The 23,514-nt window shown below is 66.4% G+C and carries 21 protein-coding genes; 10 read left to right on the top strand and 11 right to left on the bottom strand.

The window, feature by feature from the left end; translation table 11 throughout:
- The first annotated feature begins 4 nt into the window (after positions 1 to 4).
- From VRZ08_RS09815 to VRZ08_RS09805, 3 genes are all read left to right on the top strand, one after another.
- The gene (locus tag VRZ08_RS09815) at positions 5 to 1,690 is read left to right on the top strand and encodes a methyl-accepting chemotaxis protein (protein ID WP_264053363.1); all 1,686 of its coding nucleotides are present in this window, start codon (positions 5 to 7) and stop codon (positions 1,688 to 1,690) included.
- Positions 1,691 to 1,894: 204 nt separating this feature from the next.
- Complete coding sequence (locus VRZ08_RS09810) at positions 1,895 to 3,580, top strand: methyl-accepting chemotaxis protein (RefSeq protein ID WP_414532419.1); 1,686 nt, start codon at positions 1,895 to 1,897, stop codon at positions 3,578 to 3,580.
- A 13-nt stretch (positions 3,581 to 3,593) separates the two neighbouring features.
- On the top strand, positions 3,594 to 4,001 hold the full coding sequence (locus tag VRZ08_RS09805) for a hypothetical protein (RefSeq protein WP_408019404.1): 408 nt from the start codon (positions 3,594 to 3,596) through the stop codon (positions 3,999 to 4,001).
- A gap of 195 nt (positions 4,002 to 4,196) precedes the next feature.
- Here the strand turns inward: VRZ08_RS09805 and VRZ08_RS09800 are convergent, their stop codons facing one another.
- Positions 4,197 to 5,552 carry an esterase-like activity of phytase family protein gene (locus VRZ08_RS09800; protein ID WP_264053361.1) on the bottom strand — a complete coding sequence of 452 codons (1,356 nt, stop codon included), beginning with the start codon at positions 5,550 to 5,552 and terminating at the stop codon, positions 4,197 to 4,199.
- 180 nt (positions 5,553 to 5,732) lie between these two features.
- Between VRZ08_RS09800 and mbfA the strand changes: the two genes are divergently transcribed.
- The 3 genes from mbfA (at position 5,733) to VRZ08_RS09785 (ending at position 11,442) form a co-directional block, all read left to right on the top strand.
- Positions 5,733 to 6,704: an iron exporter MbfA gene (mbfA, locus tag VRZ08_RS09795; protein WP_119019054.1), complete on the top strand. Its 972-nt coding sequence runs from the start codon at positions 5,733 to 5,735 to the stop codon at positions 6,702 to 6,704.
- A 131-nt stretch (positions 6,705 to 6,835) separates the two neighbouring features.
- Entirely contained in the window at positions 6,836 to 9,028 is a 2,193-nt protein-coding gene (locus VRZ08_RS09790; RefSeq protein WP_263989606.1) for a methyl-accepting chemotaxis protein, read from the top strand.
- 317 nt (positions 9,029 to 9,345) lie between these two features.
- Positions 9,346 to 11,442 carry a methyl-accepting chemotaxis protein gene (locus VRZ08_RS09785; RefSeq protein ID WP_414532418.1) on the top strand — a complete coding sequence of 699 codons (2,097 nt, stop codon included), beginning with the start codon at positions 9,346 to 9,348 and terminating at the stop codon, positions 11,440 to 11,442.
- Positions 11,443 to 11,457: 15 nt separating this feature from the next.
- Here VRZ08_RS09785 and VRZ08_RS09780 read toward each other — a convergent pair whose 3' ends face one another.
- The gene (locus VRZ08_RS09780; RefSeq protein ID WP_414532417.1) at positions 11,458 to 12,363 is read right to left on the bottom strand and encodes a DMT family transporter; all 906 of its coding nucleotides are present in this window, start codon (positions 12,361 to 12,363) and stop codon (positions 11,458 to 11,460) included.
- Positions 12,364 to 12,591: 228 nt separating this feature from the next.
- Here VRZ08_RS09780 and VRZ08_RS09775 point away from each other — a divergent pair, with 228 nt between their 5' ends.
- Positions 12,592 to 13,005 carry a DUF1330 domain-containing protein gene (locus VRZ08_RS09775; RefSeq protein WP_119018990.1) on the top strand — a complete coding sequence of 138 codons (414 nt, stop codon included), beginning with the start codon at positions 12,592 to 12,594 and terminating at the stop codon, positions 13,003 to 13,005.
- A 12-nt stretch (positions 13,006 to 13,017) separates the two neighbouring features.
- Here the strand turns inward: VRZ08_RS09775 and VRZ08_RS09770 are convergent, their stop codons facing one another.
- The 3 genes from VRZ08_RS09770 to VRZ08_RS09760 form a co-directional block, all read right to left on the bottom strand.
- Complete coding sequence (locus tag VRZ08_RS09770; RefSeq protein WP_107345883.1) at positions 13,018 to 13,947, bottom strand: DMT family transporter; 930 nt, start codon at positions 13,945 to 13,947, stop codon at positions 13,018 to 13,020.
- Positions 13,948 to 14,107: 160 nt separating this feature from the next.
- Entirely contained in the window at positions 14,108 to 14,584 is a 477-nt protein-coding gene (gene ybaK / locus VRZ08_RS09765; protein ID WP_107345882.1) for a Cys-tRNA(Pro) deacylase, read from the bottom strand.
- Between the two features lie 446 nt (positions 14,585 to 15,030).
- On the bottom strand, positions 15,031 to 15,855 hold the full coding sequence (locus VRZ08_RS09760; protein WP_414532416.1) for an aldo/keto reductase: 825 nt from the start codon (positions 15,853 to 15,855) through the stop codon (positions 15,031 to 15,033).
- A gap of 391 nt (positions 15,856 to 16,246) precedes the next feature.
- Between VRZ08_RS09760 and VRZ08_RS09755 the strand changes: the two genes are divergently transcribed.
- The 3 genes from VRZ08_RS09755 to VRZ08_RS09745 all read left to right on the top strand — a co-directional run bounded on the left by VRZ08_RS09755 (position 16,247) and on the right by VRZ08_RS09745 (position 19,791).
- Entirely contained in the window at positions 16,247 to 16,558 is a 312-nt protein-coding gene (locus VRZ08_RS09755) for a PilZ domain-containing protein (RefSeq protein ID WP_107345880.1), read from the top strand.
- Positions 16,559 to 16,853: 295 nt separating this feature from the next.
- Positions 16,854 to 18,146, top strand: a complete 1,293-nt coding sequence (locus tag VRZ08_RS09750; RefSeq protein WP_107345879.1) for an adenylosuccinate synthase — start codon at positions 16,854 to 16,856, stop codon at positions 18,144 to 18,146.
- Between the two features lie 37 nt (positions 18,147 to 18,183).
- Positions 18,184 to 19,791 carry a hypothetical protein gene (locus VRZ08_RS09745; RefSeq protein WP_263989601.1) on the top strand — a complete coding sequence of 536 codons (1,608 nt, stop codon included), beginning with the start codon at positions 18,184 to 18,186 and terminating at the stop codon, positions 19,789 to 19,791.
- Positions 19,792 to 20,129: 338 nt separating this feature from the next.
- Here VRZ08_RS09745 and VRZ08_RS09740 read toward each other — a convergent pair whose 3' ends face one another.
- From VRZ08_RS09740 to VRZ08_RS09715, 6 genes are all read right to left on the bottom strand, one after another.
- Positions 20,130 to 20,348: a hypothetical protein gene (locus tag VRZ08_RS09740; RefSeq protein ID WP_107345877.1), complete on the bottom strand. Its 219-nt coding sequence runs from the start codon at positions 20,346 to 20,348 to the stop codon at positions 20,130 to 20,132.
- 474 nt (positions 20,349 to 20,822) lie between these two features.
- Positions 20,823 to 21,023 carry a light-harvesting protein gene (locus VRZ08_RS09735; protein ID WP_414532414.1) on the bottom strand — a complete coding sequence of 67 codons (201 nt, stop codon included), beginning with the start codon at positions 21,021 to 21,023 and terminating at the stop codon, positions 20,823 to 20,825.
- 12 nt (positions 21,024 to 21,035) lie between these two features.
- Positions 21,036 to 21,191 (bottom strand): light-harvesting antenna LH1, beta subunit, encoded by a 156-nt coding sequence (gene pufB, locus VRZ08_RS09730; protein ID WP_011157052.1) that lies wholly within the window; start codon positions 21,189 to 21,191, stop codon positions 21,036 to 21,038.
- 323 nt (positions 21,192 to 21,514) lie between these two features.
- Positions 21,515 to 21,988 carry a phosphate-starvation-inducible protein PsiE gene (locus VRZ08_RS09725; RefSeq protein ID WP_414532413.1) on the bottom strand — a complete coding sequence of 158 codons (474 nt, stop codon included), beginning with the start codon at positions 21,986 to 21,988 and terminating at the stop codon, positions 21,515 to 21,517.
- Between the two features lie 129 nt (positions 21,989 to 22,117).
- Positions 22,118 to 22,675, bottom strand: a complete 558-nt coding sequence (locus VRZ08_RS09720) for a cyclin-dependent kinase inhibitor 3 family protein (RefSeq protein ID WP_263989597.1) — start codon at positions 22,673 to 22,675, stop codon at positions 22,118 to 22,120.
- Positions 22,675 to 23,448, bottom strand: coding sequence for a type III effector HopAG1 (locus VRZ08_RS09715; protein WP_414532412.1), 774 nt, complete (start codon positions 23,446 to 23,448; stop codon positions 22,675 to 22,677). The genes VRZ08_RS09720 and VRZ08_RS09715 overlap by 1 nt, the downstream gene beginning before the upstream one ends.
- Between the last annotated feature and the right edge of the window lie 66 nt (positions 23,449 to 23,514).

Raw genomic sequence — 23,514 nt, 5'->3', positions numbered from 1 at the left:
GTCCGTGAAGTTCAGTAATCTTCGAATTACTCCGAAGCTGGGCCTGCTGGTCGCAGGTACCCTGATCGGCTTGTGCGTGGCCGGCATTCTCGCCGGTGTAATGATGCAGCGTGAGATGCTCAACGCGCGGTTTGAACAGGCCAAGGCCATCACCGAGATGGGGCGCAATCTCGCGATCGGCCTGCAGAAGAAGGTCGAGGCTGGAGAGCTCACCAAGGAGCAGGCGATCGCGCAATTTGCCCGCGATGCGGCGCTGCTGACCTACGACAACGGCCAGGGCTATCTGTTCGCCTACACCATGGACGGCGTCACCATCGCCACCCCCGACAAGAAGGCGGTCGGCACCAACCGGATGAACACGCCGACCGGCGATCGCTATCTGGTGCGCGAGCTGCGTGACGGCGTCGCCGCCAAGGGCGACGTCACCCTGTATTATGATTTCCGCCGGCCCGGGACCGAGGAGAACATCCGCAAGATGTCCTACGGTCTGGCGATTCCCGGCTGGGACATGTTCGTCGGCACCGGCGCTTATCTCGACGATCTCGACGCCAAGCTGAAGCCGATCTTCTGGACGCTGGGCGGCGCCATCTTCGCAATTGCAATCGCTGCCGGCCTGTTCGCGGTGCTGATCGCCCGCGGCATCACCCGGCCGCTCGCCAAGCTCGGTGCCCGGATGGATTCGCTGGCGCATGGCGAGCTGGAGCAGCCGATCCCCGGCATCGAGCGCGGCGACGAAGTCGGCGAGATGGCCAAGACCGTGCAGGTGTTCAAGGACAATGCGCTTCGCATCCGCGATCTGGAGCGTGCCGAAGAAGCCGCCAAGGAGCACGCCGAAGCCGAGCGCCGTGCCGCCATGGAGCGGCTTGCCGACGAGTTCGAGCACAGCGTCAACGGCGTGGTGCAGTCGGTCGCCACCGCGACCTCCGGCATGCAGCAGACCGCGCAGTCGATGACCGCGACCGCGACCGACGCCAGCGCCCGCGCCGCGACGGTGTCGTCGGCCTCGGCCAGCGCCTCCAACAACGTCAGCACGGTGGCGTCGGCCGCCGAGGAGCTGTCGGCCTCGGTCACCGAGATCTCGCGCCAGGTCGAGCAGTCGCGGGAGATCGCCGGTAAGGCGGTCGACGATGCCGCGCTGACCAACCAGACCGTCAAGCTGCTGGCGACCGGCGCCGAGAAGATCGGCGAGGTGGTTCAGCTGATCCACTCGATCGCCTCGCAGACCAATCTGCTCGCGCTCAACGCCACCATCGAGGCCGCCCGCGCCGGCGAATCCGGCCGCGGCTTTGCGGTGGTCGCCAGCGAAGTGAAGGCGCTCGCCAGCCAGACCGCCAAGGCGACCGAGGAAATCTCTGCGCAGGTCGCGGCGATGCAGTCCTCGACCAACGACGCGGTGCAGTCGATCGGCGGCATCACCGCGACGATCGCGCAGATGAGCGAGATCACCATGGCGATCTCGACTGCGGTCGAACAGCAGGGTGCGGCGACCCGCGAGATCGCACGCAACATTCAGTCGGTTGCGGCGGGATCGACCGAGATCAGCATGCATATCGGCGGCGTTACCGAAGCGGCCAGCGCCACCGGCTCGGCCGCCGGCCAGGTGCTCGCCAATGCCCGCGAGCTCGACGCCCAGTCCGGCGAACTCCGCCGCGCGGTCGACGACTTCCTCGGCAAGGTCCGCGCCGCCTGACTTCCGGGAGCTTCGGCTCCCGCGATCACTCTTTCAGCCCCTGGCAGATCCGACGGTCTGCCAGGGGCTTCGTCTTTTCAGGGTGTTAGCAAGGTCCGGGGCGCAACCCTCGGGTTCCTACGAGGGAACTATTAAACCGATTGGACACCCTGAGCTCGTAACGCTCCTCGCAGCTAGTCTCGAAATGCGTAGGAGCTGATCGCTGTGAAGTTCACCAATCTGCGGATCTCGCCGAAGCTGGGCATCCTGGTCGCTGTGGCGATGCTCGGCCTGGTGGTGTCCGGCCTATTTGCGGCGTCGATGCTGCAACGGGAGATGAGCAACGAGCGATTCGAGCAGACCAAGGCGCTGGTCGAAAGCGCGCTGAACATGGCGGTGGGGCTGCAAAAGCAGGTCGCGGCCGGCAAGCTCACCAAGGAGCAGGCGATCGCCGAATTCCAGCAGCGCGCCCAGAGCATGACCTACGACGGCACTAACGGTTACTTCTTCGCCTATAAAATGGACGGGTCGGTGGTCGTAATGTCCGATCCGAAAATGATCGGCACCAACCGGCTCGACGTCGAGACCGGCGGCCGCAAGATTGTGCGCGAGCTGCGCGACGGCGTCGCTGCCAAGGGCGATGTGACCCTGTTCTACGAATTCATGAAGCCCGGCAGTACCGAGCTGCTACGTAAAGTGTCCTATGCCGCGGCGATTCCCGGCTGGGATATGTTCGTCGGCACCGGCGTGTACTTGCAGGACATCAACGCCAAGCTGAAGCCGCTTCTGACCTGGCTCGGCGTGGTCATCGTCGGCATCGGCGTGGTGTGTGCCCTGGTCGCGTGGCTGATCAGCCGCAGCATCACCCAGCCGCTCGGCGCGCTCGGCACGCGCATGACTGCGCTGGCCGAAGGTCAGCTCGACGCGCCAATCCCCGGCGTCGACCGCGGCGACGAAATCGGCGCGATGGCCAAGACCGTGCAGGTGTTCAAGGACAACGCGATCCGGATCCGCGGGCTCGAGCAGCAGGAGCAGGAGGCACAGCGCCGCGCCGCGGCCGAGCGCAGCGCGCTGATGCAGAGCATCGCCGACGATTTCGAACGCAGCGTCAATGGCGTGGTGCGGAGCGTGGCCGATGCCACGCGCTACATGCAGAGCACCGCGCAGTCGATGACCTCCACCGCGGCCGACGCGTCCTCGCGCGCCGCAGCAGTCGGTGCGGCCTCGGATTCGGCATCCGGCATGGTCGGCACCGTGGCGTCGGCCTCCGAGCAGCTCTCGAGTTCGGTGCAGGAAATCTCGCGACAGGTCGACCAGTCGCGCTCGGTGGCGAGCAAGGCGGTGAGCGACGCCGAGCAGACCAACGGGACGGTGATGCAACTCTCGGTCAGCGCCGAGAAGATCGGCGAGGTCGTGCAGCTGATTCACTCGATCGCATCGCAAACCAATTTGCTGGCGCTCAACGCCACGATCGAAGCGGCGCGCGCCGGCGAGTCGGGGCGCGGCTTTGCGGTGGTGGCGAGTGAAGTGAAGGCACTGGCGAGCCAGACCGCGAAGGCGACCGAAGAAATCTCCGCGCAGGTCGCGGCGATGCAGTCCTCGACCGCCAGTGCGGTGCAGTCGATCGGCGGCATCACCGCGACAATCGGCGAGATCAACAAGATCACCGTGGCGATTGCGACGGCTGTCGAACAACAGGGGGCTGCGACGCAGGAAATCGCCCGCAACATTCAGTCGGTTGCGGCCGGTTCCAGCGAGATCAGCGATCACATCGGCGGCGTGAGTTCCGCCGCCCAAGCTACCGGCGACGCGGCTTCGCAGGTGCTGTCGCATGCGCAGGCGCTCGACAGCCAATCTGGTGCACTGCAATCGGCGGTCGACGACTTCCTCCGCAAGATTCGCGCCGCTTGATCGTGCGCTAGGCTTGAACCTTTTGGCCTCCAGTGGTGACAATTCTCTGCTGGGGGGATGCGTGAAGGACGAGAGACAACGCATGCCCATGATGTTGCAAGGCACCGTCGCTTTCGAACCTGAATTCGTCGGCAATCTGGCGTGGCTCACCCGCGCGTTGATTGCCCGCGACATCGATCCGGATGGTGTGACCATCGCCAAGGATCTGGCCGGCGTCGGTGCGCCGCCGCGCGCGGCCGGCTTACGCTACGTCTACACGGTCTCGACCGGCGATTCGGATTTCGTCGTGATCGAAACCAGCGACGCGCGGTTTCTCGAACAGTTTCTAGGCCGCCTCGAATCCGCCGACGACACGCCGTCGGCTCTGCCGCCCAAAGGCATGTTCGCGCGCCTGACCCGCTGGATGTCACCGCCGGCGTGATCGGCGACGGGCGACACCCAGGCGTACTGCAGCGGTGCTCGCTTTCACGACGTCATTCCGGGGCGCGCCGACAGGCGCGAACCCGGAATCTCGAGATGTTGAAGTAACGCCGCAGGACCGCACCGCGAGGTTCCGGGTTCACGCGCTGATGCGCGTGCCCCGGAACGACGGCAGTGCTTACGTCGGCTGTGGCGCTTACTTCGCCTTCAGGAAGTCAGCGACTTCGAGCAGCACGAATTCGTTGTCGTCGGCCTTGTTGGGATCGCGGCTCGACGAGAACGGCAGGTTGTTGTCGTTGCCGACGATGATGTGGCGGTCGTCGACCTTGTCGACGTTCTCGATGGTGAAGAACGGGAACGCCAGCACGCCGTCGGTCAGCGGCTTCTTCGCCTTCTTGTCCGGATCGCGGATCTTCATCAGGTCGATGAAGCCGATCTTGTTCACCGGCTTGCCGGCGTTCGCATCGGTCAGCTCGATCTTGTAGACGCGCTTGAACTTGGCGAGATCGTTGAAGCAATCGGTGCCGGTCTTGCCTTCGGGGCAGGCCTTGTCCTTGGTGCCTTCGCCGTTGTCACGCTCGATCACCAGGCCGTGGGTGGCGTCGATCATGTTGAAGTCGCCGATCGCGTTGCCGTTCTGCTCGAACACGTAATGCCAGGAACGGCCGGTGAACTTCTTCTGCGCGACGTCGAATTCGAGGATGCGCGAGGCTTCCTTGCCGTCGACCTTTTCCCAGTCCTTCTTGTCGGCGTCCCACAGCGGGCCTTCGAGCAGGCCGTACAGGAACTTGCCGTCCTTGGAGGCGGCGAAGCCTTCGTAGCCCTTGGAGCGCTTCAGGTTGACGCCGGTGTAGGTCGCGCCCGGCGCGCCAGGCGACTGAACCGACCAATGATCCGGCGACTTGATCGGCTTGCCGTCGGCCATGCTCTCATAGACGCCGATGATCTTGCCGGTCAGGTCGGCTTCGATGATGTAGGGGCCGAACTCGTCGCCGATCCAGAACCGGTCGCCGATGATCTGGAAGCCTTCGGTGTCGAAGTCGGCGCCGGTCAGATAGCGCTTGTCGGTGTCTTCGTGGACGATGCGGAACGGCACCTTCTTGTCCGGATCGTGCAGGAACACGGTCTGCTTGCGATCGACCGTGCCGGTCGCCCAGTCGATCTTGTAGTTGTCCAGATACAGCATCGAGTCGGCCGAGTTGTAGCGCGAGCCGAAGCCGTTGTCGGTCAGCACCCAGAAGGTGCCGTCCGGCATCGCCTTGATGCCGGAATGGCCCTGCAGCGGCTGGCCCTTGAACGGCACCGACACGCCGGTCGGACGGCCGTTGGACTTGCCCATCACGCTGCCCTGCGCTTCGACGCGCTGGCCGGTGGTGTACTTGCCCGAGGTCTTCAGATCGGCCGGTGCATCGGCCGGCGCGTCGACGAACGAGGCCGCCGGCAGCACCGCATGGCCGGCGAGAGTGGCGGGAAATTCGCCTTCGGTTTGCGCCAGCGCGGCGGACGTCGCCAGCGCAAAGACCGCGACCGAACCGAGCAGTAGTTTTCGCATGAACAGCCTCCTGGAATGGAAAGCCGGTCTTGTGGCGGCGCTCGGTCACAGAGGCCTGACGGATCGATGAAGCGACGATGACGGCCCCTGCGACCAATTGGCCACCCGCCGCCGAGCTCGGCTTTGACTCCCCTGGCCGGCGACCCTATTTAGAAGCGTTCTAAACTTGCGGGTGCTGAAATGAAGGCGTTTTCCGACCTCACCGAGCGTGAAATCCTGGCCGTCGCCATCTCGGGCGAGGAGGAAGACAGCCGGATCTATCTGGCGTTCGCCGAGGATCTGGCCGAGCGTTACCCCGATTCCGCGCGCGTGTTCACCGAGATGGCGCAGCAGGAAAAGGGCCATCGCCACATGCTGCTGCGGATGTACGAGCAGCGATTCGGGCCCGACTTGCCGCCGATCCGCCGCGAGGACGTCAAAGGCTTCATCCGCCGCCGCCCGATCTGGCTGACCCGCAATCTGCCGCTCGACCGCATCCGCAAAGAAGCCGAGACGATGGAGTTCGAGGCGCAGCGCTTCTACGAGCGTGCCGCCGAACGCGCCACCGACGTCCACATCCGCAAGCTGCTGTCCGACCTCGCCGAGTTCGAGAAGCGTCACGAGCAGCGCGCCACCCAGCTCACCGACAAGATCCTCACCCCCGATGCGCGCAGCGCCGAGGATCACGCCGCGCGGCGGATGTTCGTGCTGCAATACGTCCAGCCGGGACTCGCCGGCCTGATGGACGGCTCGGTGTCGACGCTGGCGCCGCTGTTCGCTGCCGCCTTCGCGACCCATCAGAACTGGCAGACCTTCCTGGTCGGTCTCGCCGCCTCGATCGGCGCCGGCATTTCGATGGGCTTTGCCGAAGCGCTGTCCGACGACGGCTCGATGACCGGGCGCGGCTCGCCGTGGCTGCGCGGCGGCATCTGCGGACTGATGACCACGCTCGGAGGCCTCGGTCACACGCTGCCGTATCTCGTGCCTGATAGTTGGGCCAACGCGTTCTGGATCGCGACCGGGATCGCCGCGCTGGTGGTGTTCGTCGAACTGTGGGTGATCGCTTACGTCCGCGCCAGATACATGGACACGCCGTTCCTGCACGCGGTGTTCCAGATCGTGCTGGGCGGCGTCATCGTGCTCGGCGTCGGCATCCTGATCGGCGGCGCTTAGTCCCGCTGTTACATGCGGGATTCAACCTAAGTCGTAGTCTGAACCCGGCTTTCCTCGTAGACGCACGAGGCGTTTGCTTAAGCAATTCCAAACAGCCGGCGATCAGCATGGGGCTCTCCTAGGAGTGCCCCATGTCGTTCTCGTTCAAATCCATCCGCAAAATTCAGGTCAAGATCGCGCTGGTCGCCGGCCTCTGCCTGACCGGCGCCAGCCTGATCCTGATCGGCTACAGCGTCCTGTCGGCGCAGAGCACGCATCACTACGTCACCTCCGAGGTGATGAAGCTGGTCGATCAGCAGACCAAGGAAAGCCTGCTCAACCGCGCCACCTCCGAAGCCTCGGTGATCAAGGCCGAGCTTGACCTCGGGCTCGACTCCGCGCGCAACATGGCGCACGCCTTCGAGGTCCTGGCCGATCCGAACAACGCGGGCACCACCGACGGCAACCGCCGCCTGCAGCTCAATGCGGTGCTCAAGAACACGCTGGAGCAGAACCCGGCCTTCAACGGCACCTACTCGGCCTGGGAGCCGAACGCGCTCGACGGCAACGACGTTGCGTTCAAGGGCCGCCAGACGATGGGGTCGGACAACACCGGCCGTTTCCTGCCGTATTGGACTCGCAGCGCCAGCGGTTCGATCGCGGTGCAGCCGCTGGTCGAATACGATAGCCAGGAGCGGCATCCAAACGGCCTGGTGAAGGGCGCGTGGTTCATCAATCCGAAGGCGACCGGCAAGGAGAACATCCTCGGGCCGCTGCCCTACATCGTGCAGGGCAAGGCAGTATTCCTCGCCACCATGTCGGTGCCGATCAAGATCGACGGCAAGTTCGTCGGCGTCGCCGGTGCGGACTACAATCTCGACTTTGTGCAGAAGCTCGCCACCCAGGCCAACCGCTCGCTGTTCGGCGGCAAGGGCAAGGTCGCGATCCTCAACGACACCGGCCTGATCGTCGCCAACAGCGCCAATCCGGAATCGATCGGCAAGGCGGCGTCGAGCGCCGATCCGCGCTGGTCGGAGAGCCTGGCGATCGTCAAGGAAGGCAAGGGCACGGTGCTCGACGATCCGAAGTGGGATAACGTCGAGGTCTACTCGCCGATCTCGGTGGGGCGGACCGGCACGCCGTGGTCGGTGCTGATCTCGGTGCCGCGCAAAGTGGTGCTGGCCTCGGCCCATGAGCTCGACACCGCGCTGAACGAGCGCGCCAATTCGGCGATGTTCTGGCAGCTCGGCGCCGGCATCCTGGTTGTGGTGCTCGCCATCACGGTGATCGCGTTCGCAGCCCGCAGCATCGCCCGTCCGATCGGCGATTGCGCCACCTTTGCGGACGGCATCGCCAAGGGCGAGCTCGACCAGAAGCTGGCGATCGAACAGGCGGACGAAGTCGGCGTGCTCGCCGCCTCGCTGCGCACCATGCAGGGCGAGCTCAAACGCAGCATCGCGCAGCGTGCGGAGGATCAGGCCAGCGCCGATCTGGCGCGCCGTCGCGACATGAACGACATGGCCGACAAGTTCGAATCCGCGGTCGGCAAGATCGTCGAAACGGTGTCGTCGGCCTCGACCGAACTCGAAGTCTCGGCCGGCCGGCTGACCACGACGGCGGAGCGTTCGCAGCAACTGACCTCGATGGTCGCCTCGGCGTCCGAAGAAGCCTCGTCGAACGTGCAGTCGGTTGCCACGGCGACCGAGGAGATGTCGGCCTCGGTCGACGAGATCAGCCGGCAGGTGCAGGAGTCCTCGCGGATCGCCAACGAGGCGGTCAACCAGGCTCAGAAGACCAACGACCGCGTCGGCGAGCTCGCCAAGGCCGCGACTCGCATCGGCGACGTCGTCGAGCTGATCAACACCATCGCCGGCCAGACCAACCTCTTGGCGCTCAACGCCACCATCGAGGCGGCGCGCGCCGGCGAGGCCGGCCGCGGCTTCGCCGTGGTGGCCGCTGAGGTCAAGCAGCTCGCCGAGCAGACCGCCAAGGCGACCGGCGAGATCAGCGCGCAGATCAGCGGCATCCAGTCGGCCACCGGCGAGTCGGTGACGGCCATCAAGGAGATCACCGACACCATCGGCCACATCTCCGAGATCGCCGGGTCGATCGCGTCCGCAGTCGAGCAGCAGGGCGCCGCGACCCGCGAGATTTCGCGCAACATCCAACAGGCGTCGCGCGGCACCAGCCAGGTGACCGGCAATATCAGCGACGTGCAACGCGGTGCCAGCGAGACCGGCAGTGCGTCGTCGCAGGTGCTGGCGGCGGCACAGTCGCTCGCCGGCGATAGCAATCTGCTCCGGCGTGAAGTCGCGCGCTTCCTCGACACCATCCGCGCCGCCTGACCTGGCTGTCGTCAGTTGCGGTTACGCGCTCGGCGCCGCCGTCTCGCACGGCGGCGCCGCAGTATTTTCAGAGTGTAAGTAACAAGTGACAGGTGTCTTCGTCTTTCGTCGCTCAGGACTCATACGTAGCCCGCGATTAACGAAGATTGATACGCGCGTAGGTAGTGTCGATCTGCCGCGATTGGCGTGATGCCCGGCGTTCAACGGCGAACCCCACCATCGAAATCGGACCCTTAGATTTCCTGCGGCCTGTTCCATGTTCGGAACGGGCGCGCGTCGCCGTCGCTCGTTTGAAATACGCCAATCAGGAGCCGGCGATGTCTCTCAAGATCCGTGTATTGCTGCCGTTGATCGTTCTCGCGCTCGCGGCCACCGCCATGACGCTCGCCGGGTTCGAGGCGCGCGACGCGGTGATCCGCCGCCGCCAGTCCGAAGCCTTCGTCGAGGTCAATCGCATCTCGCAGCTGCTATTGAAGAGCGCCGGCCGGTGGGCGCTGGAGCGCGGCCTGAGCAACGCGGCGCTGAATGCCCCGGAGCCGACCGATCCCGAGCGCCGCGCCGACATCCTCAAGGCGCGCAATTCCGGCGACACCGCATTCGCCGAGGCGCTGCGGCTGATCGACGATGTGCCGCAGATGAAGGCAGGCGCCGCCGCGATCACCGAGGCGCAGCGCGCCCAGCAGGACCATCGCACTCTGCGTCCGCGCGTGGACGAAGCGATCGCCAAGCCGGCGTCCGCACGCGATCCGGAGGTGGTGCGCGGCACCTTCGGCATCATCACCCGCAGCATCGATGTCGCCGGCAATTCGCTGCGCAGCACGCTGGAGACGCTGACCGATCCGCCGTCGGTGGCGCTGGCGCAGATGATCCGGCTCCGGCATCTGGCGGCGGTGATGGCCGAAAATGCGGGGCGGGAGCGCGCTTATCTCGGCGCCAAGGTCAGCGCGCGGTCGAAGTTCACGGCCGCGGAGATCGGTGAGATCTCGGCGTTCCGCGGCCAGATCGATCTGGCGTGGCCGATGATCGCCGCATTGAAGCAGCGCACCGATACGCCGGCCGCGGTGATCGACGCGATCCGCAGCGTCGAAACTGATTACTTCGGAACCTATGTGCAGGTTCGCGGCAGCGTGCTCGCCGCCAGCGACACCGGCGCCTATCCGCTCGGCGGCAGCGACTACATCGCCCGCGCCACCGATGGCGTCGAGACCATCCTCAAGCTTGCCGGCGCGATCGGCCAGGCGGCCGACGCCGAAGCGGCCGCGGATTCCGCCCGCAGCAGTTCGCGCCTGATCCAGGCGCTGGCCGCGCTCGGCGCCGCGGGCGCGCTGGTGATGATCAGCCTGTGGATCACTTTCCGCCGCGTGCTGCGTCCGCTCGCCGAGCTCGGCGGCGCGCTGCACAAGCTGGCGCAGGGACAGCTCGACCTGACGCTGCCGGGGCTCGATCGCAAGGACGAGATCGGCGACATGGCGAACGCGATCGAGGACCTCAAGGTGCATGCCGCCGCCAAGGCGCGCGAAGAGGCCGAAGCCCGGATCCGCCAGGATGCGATCGCCGCCGCGCAGCGCCGCGCCGACATGCACAAGCTTGCCGACGATTTCGAAAGCGCGATCGGCGAGATCATCGAGACGGTGTCGTCGGCCGCGACCGAACTGGAAGCCTCCGCCGGCACCCTGAACGTCAATGCCGAGCGCGCCCAGCATCTCACCGTCACGGTCGCCGGCGCCTCGGAAGAAGCCTCCACCAACGTGCAGTCGGTGGCGTCGGCGTCCGAGGAGATGACCGCGTCGGTCGAGGAGATCAGCCGCCAGGTGCAGGCCTCGGCCAAGATCGCGTCGGATGCAGTGGAGCAGGCGGCCCACACCAATCACCGCGTCGAGGAGCTGTCGCAGGCTGCGGCGCGGATCGGCGACGTCGTCGAACTGATCAACACCATCGCGCAGCAGACCAACCTGCTAGCGCTCAATGCCACCATCGAGGCGGCGCGTGCCGGCGAGGCCGGCCGCGGCTTCGCGGTGGTGGCCGCCGAAGTAAAGGCGCTGGCCGAGCAGACCTCGAAGGCGACCGGCGAGATCGGTCAGCAGATCGCCAGCATCCAGTCGGCGACGCACGAGTCGGTCGATGCCATCAAGGGCATCGGCGGCACCATCGAGAAGATGTCGGAGATCGCCTCGACCATCGCCTCGGCGGTGGAGGAGCAGGGCGCCGCGACGCGGGAGATCTCGCGCAACATCCAGCAGGCGGCCGAAGGCACCCGCGCGGTGTCGTCGAACATCGTCGAGGTCGAGCACGGCGCCAGCGGCACGGGGGCCGCGGCCGGCGAAGTGTTGCACGCCGCGCAGTCGCTCGCCGGCGAGAGTAACCGGCTCAAGCTGGAAGTCGGCAAGTTCATGCACACGGTGCGCGCGGCCTGACGGCTGCGCGTTCCGTCACCGCCGGGCGGCGATGAACACACCGGCGACCACCATGGCGTAGCCGGCGAGGTGAAACAGCTCGGGCTTTTCGCCGAGCAGTACGATCGCCATCACCGAGCCGAACACCGGCATCAGATGCAGGAACGGCGCCGAGCGGTTCGGCCCGATCAGCGCCACCCCGCGGTTGAAGCAGAGATACGCCAGCATCGACGGGAAGATCACCACATAGGCGAGCGTCGCGACGCTGAGCCAGTCGGCGCTCGGCCGCACGCCGCTGGCGTATTCCCAGGCGCTGAACGGCAGCAACAGCAGCGCGCCGCAGCCGGTCGTCACCACGATCAGCGACAGCGGATGCGTCGCGGGCCGCTTCGGCATCAAGGCCGAATACAGCCCGAATGCGCACAGCGCGCCGGCCACCATCAGGTCGCCGCGGTTGAGTTCGATCCCTGCCAGCGCCGCGAAGTCGCCGCGCAGGATGATGGTGAGCACGCCGAGCAGCGACAGAGCGATGCCGGCCGCCTGCATCCAGGTCAGCCGCACGCCGAACAGCAGCAGCGACCACAGCGCCACGAACAGCGGTCCCGACGATTGCATCAGCAGCGCGTTGAGCGCCTGGGTGTATTGCAGCCCCCAATACGACAGCGCGTTGTTGATCGTGAAGCCGGTCGCCGACAGCACGATCATCAGCTTCCAGTGGTGCAGCAGCTTGCGCCAGTCGTGGCGCAGATGCGGCCAGGCGAACGGCAACAGCAGCAGCATCGCGCCGACCCAGCGCGCGCAGCTCAGCGTCACCGGCGGCACATGGCCGGCCACCGCGCGGCCGAGCACGATGTTGCCGGCCCAGAACAGCGAGGTCAGGCTGAGCAGCAGATAAGGCTGGTGGGCGAGCCAGCCGAAAGCGGAGCGGGACCAGGCGATCAAATCGAGGGCCGGGGCAAGGGAACCATTTTGGCCTTCGTGCCTGAATTCACGTCGGCGCAAAAGAGGTGCGCGGCGGATTGCTGGCATGCGTCGCGAGTCTTTGCGCGGTGAGTTCCATGCGCGGCACGGGTGGAAGCGTTGCTGCGGCGCGGTTGGCCGCGGCAAAGAATCGGCTACCACGTCGCCGGCGATCTGCGCATGCTGGCGCACGGATCGAGTGGGGCGAAGATGAGTATCGACGAGTTGAACATCGAAGGGCTGACGGCGCTCGACCGGGACGATCCGGGCCCGGTGGTGATGGTGAACCTGCTGCGGTTCAACGAGCAGTCCGGAGACGGCGACGGCACCGGCTGGGATGCTTACTTGCGCTACAGCGCGCAGAAGGTGGCGCTGATCAAGGAGCATGGCGGCATGCTGCTGTGGAACGGCAACGCCAAGGGCATCGCGCTCGGGCGTTCCGACCCCGCCCCCTGGGACTATGTCTCGTTGGTGTATTACCCGACGGTGGCGGCGTTCATGGCGATGATGCGGTCGCCGGCATATCTCAGCCAGTGCGAGCCGCATCGGCGCAACGCCTGCGCCGATCACCTGATCATCTGCACCCGCGAGGCGTTCAGCAAGTTTCACATCCCGGTGAAGTGAGCGCCGGGGCGCTCACGCGGTCTTCGGCTTGCGCGCCGCAATCACCACGCCGGTCAGCACCAGCGCGTAGCCGACGGCGTGGTAGAGGTGCGGCTGCTCGCCGAGAAACAGGATCGCCATCGCCGAGCCGAACACCGGCACCAGATGGAAGAACGGCGCGGAGCGGTTGGCGCCGATCAGCCGGACGCCGCGGTTGTAGCAGAGATAGGCCAGGATCGACGGGAACACCGCCACATAGGCGAGCGCGCCGAGATTGCGCCAGTCGACTGCCGGCAGCGGCTTGGTGCTCAGCTCCCAGATTTCGAGCGGGATCAGGAACAGCGCGCCGCAGCCGAAGGTGAAGCCGAGAAACGACAGCGCGTGCATCGGCGGCCGCTTCTGGGTCAGCGTGGTGTACAGCCCGAAGCTCGCCAGCGCGCAGACGAACAGCACGTCGCCGCGGTTGAGATCGATCGCGGCGAGTTCGGCGATGTTGCCGTGCAGGATGATCACCACCACGCCGATCATCGACGAGCCGATGCCGATCGCCTGGGTCAGCGTCAGCCGCATCCGCAGCACGATCAGCGCCCACAGCGCCACGAACAGCGGCGCGGTGGATTGCAGCAGCAGCACGTTGAGCGCCGAAGTGTACTGCAGCGCGGTGTATTGCAGCGTGTTGAAGGTCGAGATGCCGATCACCGACACCGACACCATCAGCGGCAGATGCCGGCGGATCACCTTCCAGTCCGCGATCAGGTGACGCCAGGCGAACGGCGCGACGATCAGGAACGCGCAGGTCCAACGCAGGAACGACAGCGTCACCGGCGGGAAGTGGCCGGCGATGGCGCGGCCGACAATGGCGTTGCCGGCCCAGAACAGCGACGTCAGGCTGAGCAGCAGATAGGCTTGGTCGGAGATCCAGCCGAAGCGAGGCGCTTCAGCGGGCGGCGTCGTGGTGGTCATAGCAGGCCCGGTGCTCGGAAGCGGCGCGCACGCCCGGCCATGCCCGCATCAGCAGAACGCCGCCTCCCTTGGTGATTTGGCCCCAGCAATACGGGTTTTTGCACAGATCACAAGCAGCCTGCACGCATCGCGAGCATGCGTGGCGGCGAACGGGGGCGTGTCAGTCGGCTGCGATTGGGCGCGCCACGGCGCCGAGGGCGGTGACGGCGGCGTTGGGATCGAGCTCGATCTGCAGGCCGCGCTGGCCGCCGTTGAGATACACGGTGGTTTCGGCGAGCGCGGCGTCGTCGATCGCCACCGGCACGCGTTTCTTCTGTCCGAACGGCGAGATGCCGCCGACGTGGTAGCCGGTCAGCCGCTCGGCATCGGCCGGCTTCATCATCTTGGCGCTCTTGCCGCCGAGCGCGGCCGCCAGCTTCTTCATGCTGACTTCCTTATCGGACGCGATCACCGCGCACACCGGCTTGCCGTCGAGCTCGGCCATCAGCGTCTTCAGCATCCGCTTCGGCTCCACTCCTACAGCCGCTGCCGCCGCAAGCCCGATCGCCTCGGCGTTCGGATCGTACTCATAGCTGTGCAGCTTGAAGGCGACGCCGAGCTTCTCCAGCATCTGGGTGGCGCGGGTGGATTTCGACATGGTGGGGACTCGAGGCAGGTCGCAGGACGGCGCACCAATATGCGCCGGTGCGCACATTGTCACTGCGCGTAAGCCGACACAATGCAACGCCATCATGTCCCCCGCACCGTCATTCCGGGGCGCTCGCGCCAGCGAGCGAACCCGGACTCTCGCGGCCATGGGGCACGGCGGGTCGGCCAGCACCTCGGGATTCCGGGTTCGCGCTTGCGCGCGCCCCGGAATGACGAGGGTGGAGCGACGACACCCGCGGCGGTGTTACTTCATGCCCGGTCGCACCGTCATTCCGGGGCACGCGCGTCAGCGCGTGAGCCCGGAATCTGGAGGTGTGGGGCAGGGCTGAGGGACTTGCATTTCGGGATTCCGGGTTCGCTCGCTGGCGCGAGCGCCCCGGAATGACGAGGGTGGGGCTAAATATGTGCCGGCCCCTCGTAGCGATCAGCCTGCTGCTACTCGGCATCCCACTTCGGCGAGAACGCCGGGATGACGAAGCGCTGGTTCTTCGGCAGCTTGGCGATCACGGCGAGGTCGTCGAAGTCGAGCTTGATGGTCAGCGCGCCGAGATTGCTGCGCTGGCTGGCTTCGCTGCGGGCTTTCGGAATCGCCATCACGCCGTCCTGCTCCAGCAGCCAGGCCAGCGCGACTTGCGCCGCGGTGGCGCCGTGCTTGTCGGCAATCGCCTGCAGCTCCGGATAGGAGGCGAGCCGGCCCTGAGCCAGCGGCGCGTAGGCGGTGAGCGGAATGCCCTTGCTCTGCAGATAGGGCAGCAGCTTGGCCTGTCCGAGCAGCACGTGGTACTCGACCTGATTGCAGGCGATCGGCGCGCCGATCTCCTCCACCGCCTGCTTCATCAGCGCCTCCGGGAAGTTGCAGACGCCGATCGCGCGGGCGCCGCCGTCGTCCTTGATCTTCAGCAGCGTCTCCAGCGCCGCGCCGAGATTCATGTCCGGCGCCGGCCAGTGGATCAGATAGAAGTCGACATAGCCGGTCTTCAGCTTGCGCAGGCTCTGGTCGAACGCCTTGCGGATCGCGTCGGGCGCCAGATTGGTCCACCACACTTTGGTGGTGAGATGGATCTGATCCCGCGGCACGTCGGTGTCTTCCAGCGCGTCGCCGACGAAGTCCTCGTTGGCGTACATCTCGGCGGTGTCGATGTGGCGATAGCCGAGGCCGAGCGCGGTCAGCACCGCCTCGTGGCAGTCCTTGCCCTGCAGCTTGAAAGTGCCGAGCCCGAGCTTGGGCACGCGAAGTCCCTGGGTCTTGATGCTGTCCATGCGGTCTCCTGGTGCGTCTTGGCGCGAACTGGACACCAGCCCGCTTCGACAAACGCGTCAAACCCAAATCAGGCTCATCGGATCTCATTTGATCAGGGCGGCGCGCGCAGGGCGTCGCTGCGCTTTAGGAAAGCTTGCCACGCCGCGGAAATGGTCAACGCATTGTGAATGCGAATGCCTGACATCTGCATTGGATTTTACGAATCGGAAGTGGTTGTGGATTACGATTCGCCACAACTGACGGGGGTAATAGTTCCAAGGGATTGGCTTCGCGCGCGGAGCCCAAGGCCCGCGGGCGGCTGCCGTCGGCGCGTCGATCCGAGAATTTCAAGAACAAGTCGATTGGCCGCGACAACGTCGTTGCGGCGCCAAGAATTGCACGGAGCCGAGCGTGACCTATGGCGACCGCAAAGATCCGCGGGTCCGGTTCGAAACCGCGATGGATTCGGTGATGATTGCCGTCGACGGCACCTGGCGGCGCGATTGCGCGATCGCCGACATCTCGCAGACCGGCGCCAAGCTGATCCTGAAAACCTCGATGGCCGGGCTGAACCTGCGGGAGTTCTTCCTGGTGCTGACGCCGAACGGCACCGCCTATCGGCGCTGCGAGCTGGTGCGGGTCGAGGGCGACACCATCGGGGTGCGCTTCGTCGTCGTCCGCAAGGGAGCCAAGCGGCTGCCGAACCAGCGGGCCAGTGTCTGACACCAAAACGGTATTGCGTCCGGGGTGATCGCCGGTCACCGCGGGGCGGCGCGTCGGCATCGCCGGAATGCCTCCAAACAGTGACGGATTTCAGAGGGGATACAATGCGTTGCAGCGCCGTGGGACGGGCGTTTCGCTTGCGTCGCAAGCCTGCATCCGTTATCCGGTGCCGTGCCTCGTATGCGAGCGGCCACGGCCGCGTTTGCCTGGGCGCGCGAGCCCGATCCGTCATCGTCGCCACCGGCGCGCCGCGATCGTGCTTCATCCGATAAAGTGGCAGGGGAACCTTCTCGAAATGGCCAATGTCGTCGTGGTCGGCGCCCAGTGGGGCGACGAAGGCAAGGGAAAGATCGTCGATTGGCTCTCCGAGCAGGCCGACATCGTGGTGCGATTCCAGGGCGGTCACAATGCCGGCCACACCCTGGTGATCAACGGCGCGACCTACAAGCTGGCGCTGCTGCCCTCGGGCGTGCTGCGGCCGTCGAAGCTGGCGGTGATCGGCAATGGCGTGGTGTTCGATCCGCAGGCCTTCCTCGATGAAGTGAAGAAGCTGCAGGGTCAGGGCGTCGCGATCTCGCCGGACAATCTGCGCATCGCCGAGAACGTCACGCTGATTCTGCCGCTGCACCGCGAGCTCGACGCCACCCGCGAGAACGCCGCCAAGGCCGGCGCGATCGGCACCACCCAGCGCGGTATCGGCCCGGCCTATGAAGACAAGGTCGGCCGCCGCGCCATCCGGCTGATGGACCTCGCCGACCTCGACACTCTGCCGACCAAGATCGAACGGCTGCTTGCGCATCACAATGCGCTGCGCCGCGGCCTCGGTCAGCCGGAGATCGACGCCGGCCAGATCCTGGCGGAGCTGTCGGCGATGGCGCCGCAGTTGCTGCCTTATGCCGAGTCGGTGTGGCGCCTGCTCGACATCAAGCGCCGCGAAGGCAAGCGCATCCTGTTCGAAGGCGCGCAGGGCGCGCTGCTCGACGTCGACCACGGCACCTACCCGTATGTCACCTCATCCAATACCGTCGCGGCGCAAGCGGCGACCGGCACCGGCATGGGCCCGGGCGCGGTCGGCTATGTGCTCGGCATCTGCAAGGCCTACACCACGCGCGTCGGCGCCGGTCCGTTCCCGACCGAGCTGACCAACGAGATCGGCGAAGAGATCGGTCGTCGCGGCAAGGAGTTCGGCGTCAACACCGGGCGCAAGCGGCGCTGCGGCTGGTTCGATGCGGTGCTGGTGCGGCAGACGGTGCGGACCTGCGGCATCGCCGGTCTGGCGCTCACCAAGCTCGACATTCTCGACGGCTTCGACAGCGTCGAAGTCTGCGTCGGCTACAAGCTCGACGGCAAGGAGATCGACTACCTGCCGGCCGGCGAAGGCGCCCAGGCGCGGGTCGAACCGATCTACGAGACCATCGAAGGCTGGAAGGAGCCGACCGCGAATGCCCGCTCGTGGGCGGAGCTGCCGGCGCAGGCGATCAAATATGTTCGCCGCATCGAGGAACTGGTCGGCTGTCCGGTGGCATTGTTGTCCACCAGCCCGGAGCGCGAGGATACAATCCTGGTGCAGAACCCGTTCGAGGCTTAATAAGATGTTACCGAAAGACATCGTAAATTGAGTCGAGATGGCTGATTACTATCCGCTGATCGCACGCGCTATTGCGAGCCTGGATCCGAGTGCTCCGGGCGAGCAACGTCGCGCGATCTATGAGCGGGCGCGCGCGGCTCTGATCGCGCAGCTGCGCGGCGTGCAGCCGCCGCTGACCGAATCCGAAATCACCCGCGAGCGCCTGGCGCTCGAAGAGGCCGTGCGCAAGGTCGAGTCCGAGGCCGCGCAGCGCGCCCGCGATGCCTCGCGCGCCGAGCTGAAGGGCCGCAGCCGTCCGGGCGACCCGCCGCGTCCTGGCGATGCGCTGCGTGCATCGAGCCGTCCGCTCGGTCGTCCCGGCGATCCGCCGCCGCAGGTCAATCGCGGTGCGCCGCCGAGTTCGATGCCGGAGCCGGAGCTGCCGTCGTCGGTGCGTCCGCGCAATCCCGACGATCCGGTTGCTGCCGAAGACACCGGCGAGCCGAGGCCGTCGCGCACGCTGCGGGTCGATCCGCCGCCGATTCCGCCGGAGCCGCCGCTGCCCGGTCGCGGTCCTGCCGCGCCCCCGCCGCGTCGTGGCCCGCTGCCGAACCAGCCGCCGCCGCCCGCCAATTCGCCGGGGCTGCGCGGCTTCCGCGATGTCACCGCCGATCTCGACGATCTCGGCCGCGCCGCCGCGCAGGCCAATCGCTCGGCGCGCAAGACCTACGCCAATGTCGCGCCGTCGCCGGAATTCGACCGGCTCGAGCCGACCATGGAGAACCGCTCCGATCCGGACGCGCCGTACTCCTATGACGAATCGCCCGACGAGGCGGCGCGCTACACGCCGCCGCCGGCCGCTTCACGTGTCCCGGCCGAGCCGAAGCTGAAGGGCAGCCGCAAGCCGTCGAAATTCCCGCTGCGCACTGCGCTGGTGATCGGCGTGGCGGCGATGCTGATCGGCGCCGGCCTGGTGTGGGGACCGGGCGTGGTGTCGAGCCTGATGTCGATGATGCGCTCGCCCTCGACCCAGACCGCCGCGCCCGCGACTCCGGCGCCGTCGACCGAGCGGCCGAAGATCACCGACCGGGTCGGCCAGCCGTCGACCGAGCAGGCTGCGCCGGTGGCGCAACGCGTCGTGCTGTATGACGAGGATCCGAACGATCCGAAGGGCAAGCAGTACGTCGGCACGGTGGTGTGGAAGACCGAGCAGGTGAAGGGCGCCAGCGCCAAGGGTGGCGCCGACATCGCGGTGCGTGCCGACATCGAGGTGCCCGAGCGGGCGTTCAAGATGACGATGTCGTTCCGCCGCAACACCGACACCTCGCTGCCGGCGAGCCACACCGCGGAATTGACCTTCATCCTGCCGGCGGATTTCCCCGGCGGCGGCGTTTCCAACGTGCCGGGCATCCTGATGAAGTCGAACGAGCAGTCGCGCGGCACGCCGCTCGCAGGGCTCGCCGTCAAGGTCACCGACGGCTTCTTCCTGGTCGGCCTCAGCAACGTCGAAGCCGACCGCGCCCGCAACCTGCAGCTCCTCAAGGAGCGCTCCTGGTTCGACGTGCCGATCGTCTACAGCAACGGCCGCCGCGCCATCATCGCCATCGAAAAAGGCGGCCCCGGCGAACGCGCCTTCAACGACGCCTTCAAGGCCTGGGGCGAGTAGTTAGGACGTTAGGGCACCCGCGCCTTTGTGGCGCGGGGCCTGCGCGCTTCGGTCCTTTCGAGCAGCCATTCCCGACTTACTGAAGTCATTCCGGGGCGCTCGCGTCAGCGAGCGAACCCGGAATCTCGACGTCGCATTGCGCGGCGCTGGCCGCGCCCCCGCTGCATCTTGCTTCGCTACAATCTCCAGATTCCGGGTCTGCGTGCTTTCGCACGCATCCCGGAATGACCGTGGGTGGTGAGGCGCGTGCGCGGTGTTTTTCGCGCCGTCACTATCCCCCGAATCAAAACGCGCCGCGGAGGCCGCGGCGCGTGGGTGGGTGAGGTGTGACGATTGGATTATGGCGCGCCGATCGAGCCGGCGCGGACAGCGTCATCGACCAGTTCGTGGGCGTCGGTGATGCCGCGGGCGGCGTTCTGCACGATGATTTGCGCCATCATCGCTTTAGTGGCCGGAGTGCGGTGCTCCGCTGCGATCTGCTCGACCGCGATATCGAGCACTTCGCGCAGCGTCGCGACGTATTCGGGATCGAACTTCGGCGGTTCGTTGGCAGTCATCGTCGTCTCCTTCAGTTACGGCGCGCACCTTGTCGGCCCAATGCGGCCCAAGTGCGGAGCGGCGATGAAGTTGCAGTGACGGAGACGATTTTTCCGCGACCTTACGGAGCCGTCATGAATCGAAAAACCGTTGCGGCACAATCACAAACGCGATTCCGCCACAGCCTCGACACGTTCCAATTTCGAGCAAATCCAGACCGGCACGGAGGCCTTGTCGCGGGGTGTTGACGCGGCCGCGATCTGCGGTGCCGTTCGCGTGTGAATTCAACCGTCGCGAGTCACTGACTACCCGTTATCCGCGCAAATGGCGGAGGGGACTCGGGGACGATCAGGTCACATGGTGACATGCGGTGGTCATCACTGTGTCGTCGCGGCATGCCGCGGTCTTCAGGCCGTCCAAAACAAAACACCCGCCGGGACCTCCGCACGAGGGGCCACGACGGGTGTCTTGTCAGCTTCGAAGAAGTAAGAAGCTTACTTCTTGGCGGCCGGAGCAGCCGGCGCCGGCGCAGCGGCCGGGGCGGCGACGGTGGCGCCGTTCCAGTACTTCGGGAACCAGGTGGTGTTGCCGAGAACAGCGAAGTGCACCAGGATCGCGATGACGGTGACGCTGCCGAGCAGCAGCGGCAGGCCGACGCCCGGGTTCACGACGGTCCAAATACGACCTTGATTCATTGCATCTACTCCTTAGTGCAGCCAGGGCGAATAAACATACGCCAGGAAGTGAGCGACGATGGCGATCGCGCCGAAAATGCGCGTGCCGTCGATCACATGCTTGTGGAGCTCTTCCGATTCCGCGATCGTCAGACCGGTCGGCCAGACCTTGTTCGGATCGTCTGCCATTGTAAAACCTCCTGAGAGACTTCGATCAATTGCGTGCTGTTCGCACGCGTAAAGTGCCGCTAGCAGCGACCGGGTCGTCTGGTCCGTCTGACCAATCCGCGAGGCCCCCCTCAGGACTGTCGCGTATCATCCGGACCATTCGCTTCCGGTTGAGACCTCCGCTTTCGGTGCCGCTCCGATCCCGGAGGGGCGTTGCCGATCACGGCGTTCTCTCGCGCAGTCACATTATCGTGACAGCACCCCTTGTCAACTTGACATGACACTGACCTGTGTCCGGTTCATGCCGGACAGTGCCTCTCGTACGGAACGGACAAATCCACCGATCATTTTGGCTGCGGGGCGGGCTGGTCCGAGCCTTGATGCCGGGGGCTCGGCTGAGCGTGGCCATGGCCGTGCTCGTGGTGGCTGTGTCGCGGCGGGCGGTAAGAAATCACCGCGCAGGCCAGCGCCAGGATCAGGATCGCGCCGCTCTCGTACAACAGGTTCTCAGCCGGCTGGTCCTTGCCCTGCAGGATCAACAGCCGCGAGATCGCCGTGATGGCGATGAACATCGGCAGCGTGATCGGGATCTTCTTGCTCTCATAGTACACCGCGACCATCGCGATCACTTCGACGTAGATGAACATCAGCAGCAGCTCTTTCAGCGTGACGCGGACGTTCAGCACGGTCTCGTAGACTTCCTGCGTCATCGCCACCACGGCGAAGGTGCCGATCAGCAGCAGGAAGGCGTTCTCGATCAGTTGGAAGCCTTTGCGGATCAGCGGCATCGGCGGGTTGGGCGGCGGCAGGTCGTTCATTGAAAGAATCCGGTTGCGGCGCGGCGTGCGCCTTGAAGCGGCGCATCTAGCGGATCGGGCGTGAAGCGTCTTTGACACCGTCACGCGCTGCGGAAAAACGCCGCTGCGGCGGATGCGCGCCGTCCGCGATCAAGCGATCGGCAGCGCCCGTTCGACCACGGCCTGCTGCGCGCTGGTCTCGATCGCGCCGCGACCGCGCGCGGCGCGCACCTGCGCGATTGCGGTGGTCGGCGGCACGCCGAGTTCGACCAGCAGCCGCGCCGCGATCATGCCGGCGCGACCGAGCCCGCCTTTACAATGCACCAGGACGTCGTCGCCGGCGCGCAGCCGCTGCCGGATCAGGCGGCCCTCGGTTTCCCAGCGCCGCTCGAATTCCGCGGTCGGCGGGTGATAGTCCGGGATCGGCAGATGCAGCCACTGCATCGCACGGCGCTCCACCTCGGCGCCGAGCTCCGGCACCTTCAGCAGCTCCAGTTCGCGCCGCTCGACCAGCGTGAGCACCAGCTGCGCGCCCCATGCCTGGATCGCGTCGAGATCGGCGGCGAGATCGCGGGCCCAGCCGCCGGTCAGCGCCGAATGATCGTGCTTGCCGGGGCAGAAGGTGATGCCGATGCGGCCGTGGTTCGGCCCGGCTCGCACTTCGGCGATCTGCAGCGGATGGGTCTGGCTGGTGCGCAGCGGCGCCATCATTCCTCCAGGGTGTCGAACGCGCCGACGCGATTGATCGCGGGCGCCGCGCTGCTGGCGGCGACGCGGCGGATCAGATCGTCGCGCCGGCCGAGCAGCAACGCAGTCAGGGCGCCCGCGTCGTCGGTGTCGCCGAGCACATCACGCACTACCGCAGAGATCGCCGGCTCGGTCAGCCGCGCCACCTTGGCGACGGACGCCGCGAGCGCGTGCCGGGTCATCGCGCCGAACACGCTGGCGGCCACCGCATTGGCGCGGGCATCGCGCAGGGTGTCGAACTCGATCACCTCGGCGCCGAAGTCGGTCTTGCGCGCGCCGCGGGCCCGATAGGCCAGCGCGCCGCCCTGGTCGATCCGCACCACGCCGCCGTCGCGCGTCACCAGCACGTTGTCGAGGTCGACACCGAGCACGTCGCGATTGGCGAGCCAGGCATCGACCGCAAAATCGCGGCACACTTCGGCGGCGACGCCGTTCTCCGGATAGGCCAGCGCTTCGCCGAGCGAGGCGCCGCGCAGCATCGCGCTCGCGACGGCGAGGCTGTCGCCGCGTATCACCAGCTCGACCTCGGCGACGCCGGTGCCGGCGAGCCGATACAGCCGATTGGCCAGCACCTCGTTGCGGGCGTGATCGTCGCTCGGCGGGGTTTTGACGTACCAGGCGCGGCCATCGGTGTCGGCGTAAAGGCCGCCGGCGTTGGAGCCGGCCTGGCCGCCGATCGCGGTCCAGCCGTTGGCGTCGCGCAAGGTCCGCGCGCTGTCGCTTGGCTCCGGCATAGACTCCCCGAGGTTGATCGCGCGCGTCCCGCGATTTGCGCGAAATCAAGCGACATCCCGCCGCCC

Source organism: Rhodopseudomonas sp. G2_2311 (assembly GCF_047501505.1).
Classification (GTDB): Bacteria; Pseudomonadota; Alphaproteobacteria; order Rhizobiales; family Xanthobacteraceae; genus Rhodopseudomonas; species Rhodopseudomonas palustris_H.
This window is presented reverse-complemented; position numbering and strand designations above follow the sequence as displayed.

Coding starts and splice junctions, on each gene's coding strand:
- pufB (WP_011157052.1), bottom strand. CDS start 21,191: ATGGCAGACGATCCGAACAAGGTCTGGCCGACCGGTCTGACGATCGCG.
- VRZ08_RS09750 (WP_107345879.1), top strand. CDS start 16,854: ATGGCCAATGTCGTCGTGGTCGGCGCCCAGTGGGGCGACGAAGGCAAG.
- VRZ08_RS09760 (WP_414532416.1), bottom strand. CDS start 15,855: ATGGACAGCATCAAGACCCAGGGACTTCGCGTGCCCAAGCTCGGGCTC.
- VRZ08_RS09800 (WP_264053361.1), bottom strand. CDS start 5,552: ATGCGAAAACTACTGCTCGGTTCGGTCGCGGTCTTTGCGCTGGCGACG.
- VRZ08_RS09715 (WP_414532412.1), bottom strand. CDS start 23,448: ATGCCGGAGCCAAGCGACAGCGCGCGGACCTTGCGCGACGCCAACGGC.
- VRZ08_RS09720 (WP_263989597.1), bottom strand. CDS start 22,675: ATGGCGCCGCTGCGCACCAGCCAGACCCATCCGCTGCAGATCGCCGAA.
- mbfA (WP_119019054.1), top strand. CDS start 5,733: ATGAAGGCGTTTTCCGACCTCACCGAGCGTGAAATCCTGGCCGTCGCC.
- VRZ08_RS09775 (WP_119018990.1), top strand. CDS start 12,592: ATGAGTATCGACGAGTTGAACATCGAAGGGCTGACGGCGCTCGACCGG.
- VRZ08_RS09770 (WP_107345883.1), bottom strand. CDS start 13,947: ATGACCACCACGACGCCGCCCGCTGAAGCGCCTCGCTTCGGCTGGATC.
- VRZ08_RS09735 (WP_414532414.1), bottom strand. CDS start 21,023: ATGAATCAAGGTCGTATTTGGACCGTCGTGAACCCGGGCGTCGGCCTG.
- VRZ08_RS09785 (WP_414532418.1), top strand. CDS start 9,346: ATGTCTCTCAAGATCCGTGTATTGCTGCCGTTGATCGTTCTCGCGCTC.
- VRZ08_RS09725 (WP_414532413.1), bottom strand. CDS start 21,988: ATGAACGACCTGCCGCCGCCCAACCCGCCGATGCCGCTGATCCGCAAA.
- VRZ08_RS09745 (WP_263989601.1), top strand. CDS start 18,184: ATGGCTGATTACTATCCGCTGATCGCACGCGCTATTGCGAGCCTGGAT.
- ybaK (WP_107345882.1), bottom strand. CDS start 14,584: ATGTCGAAATCCACCCGCGCCACCCAGATGCTGGAGAAGCTCGGCGTC.
- VRZ08_RS09740 (WP_107345877.1), bottom strand. CDS start 20,348: ATGACTGCCAACGAACCGCCGAAGTTCGATCCCGAATACGTCGCGACG.
- VRZ08_RS09790 (WP_263989606.1), top strand. CDS start 6,836: ATGTCGTTCTCGTTCAAATCCATCCGCAAAATTCAGGTCAAGATCGCG.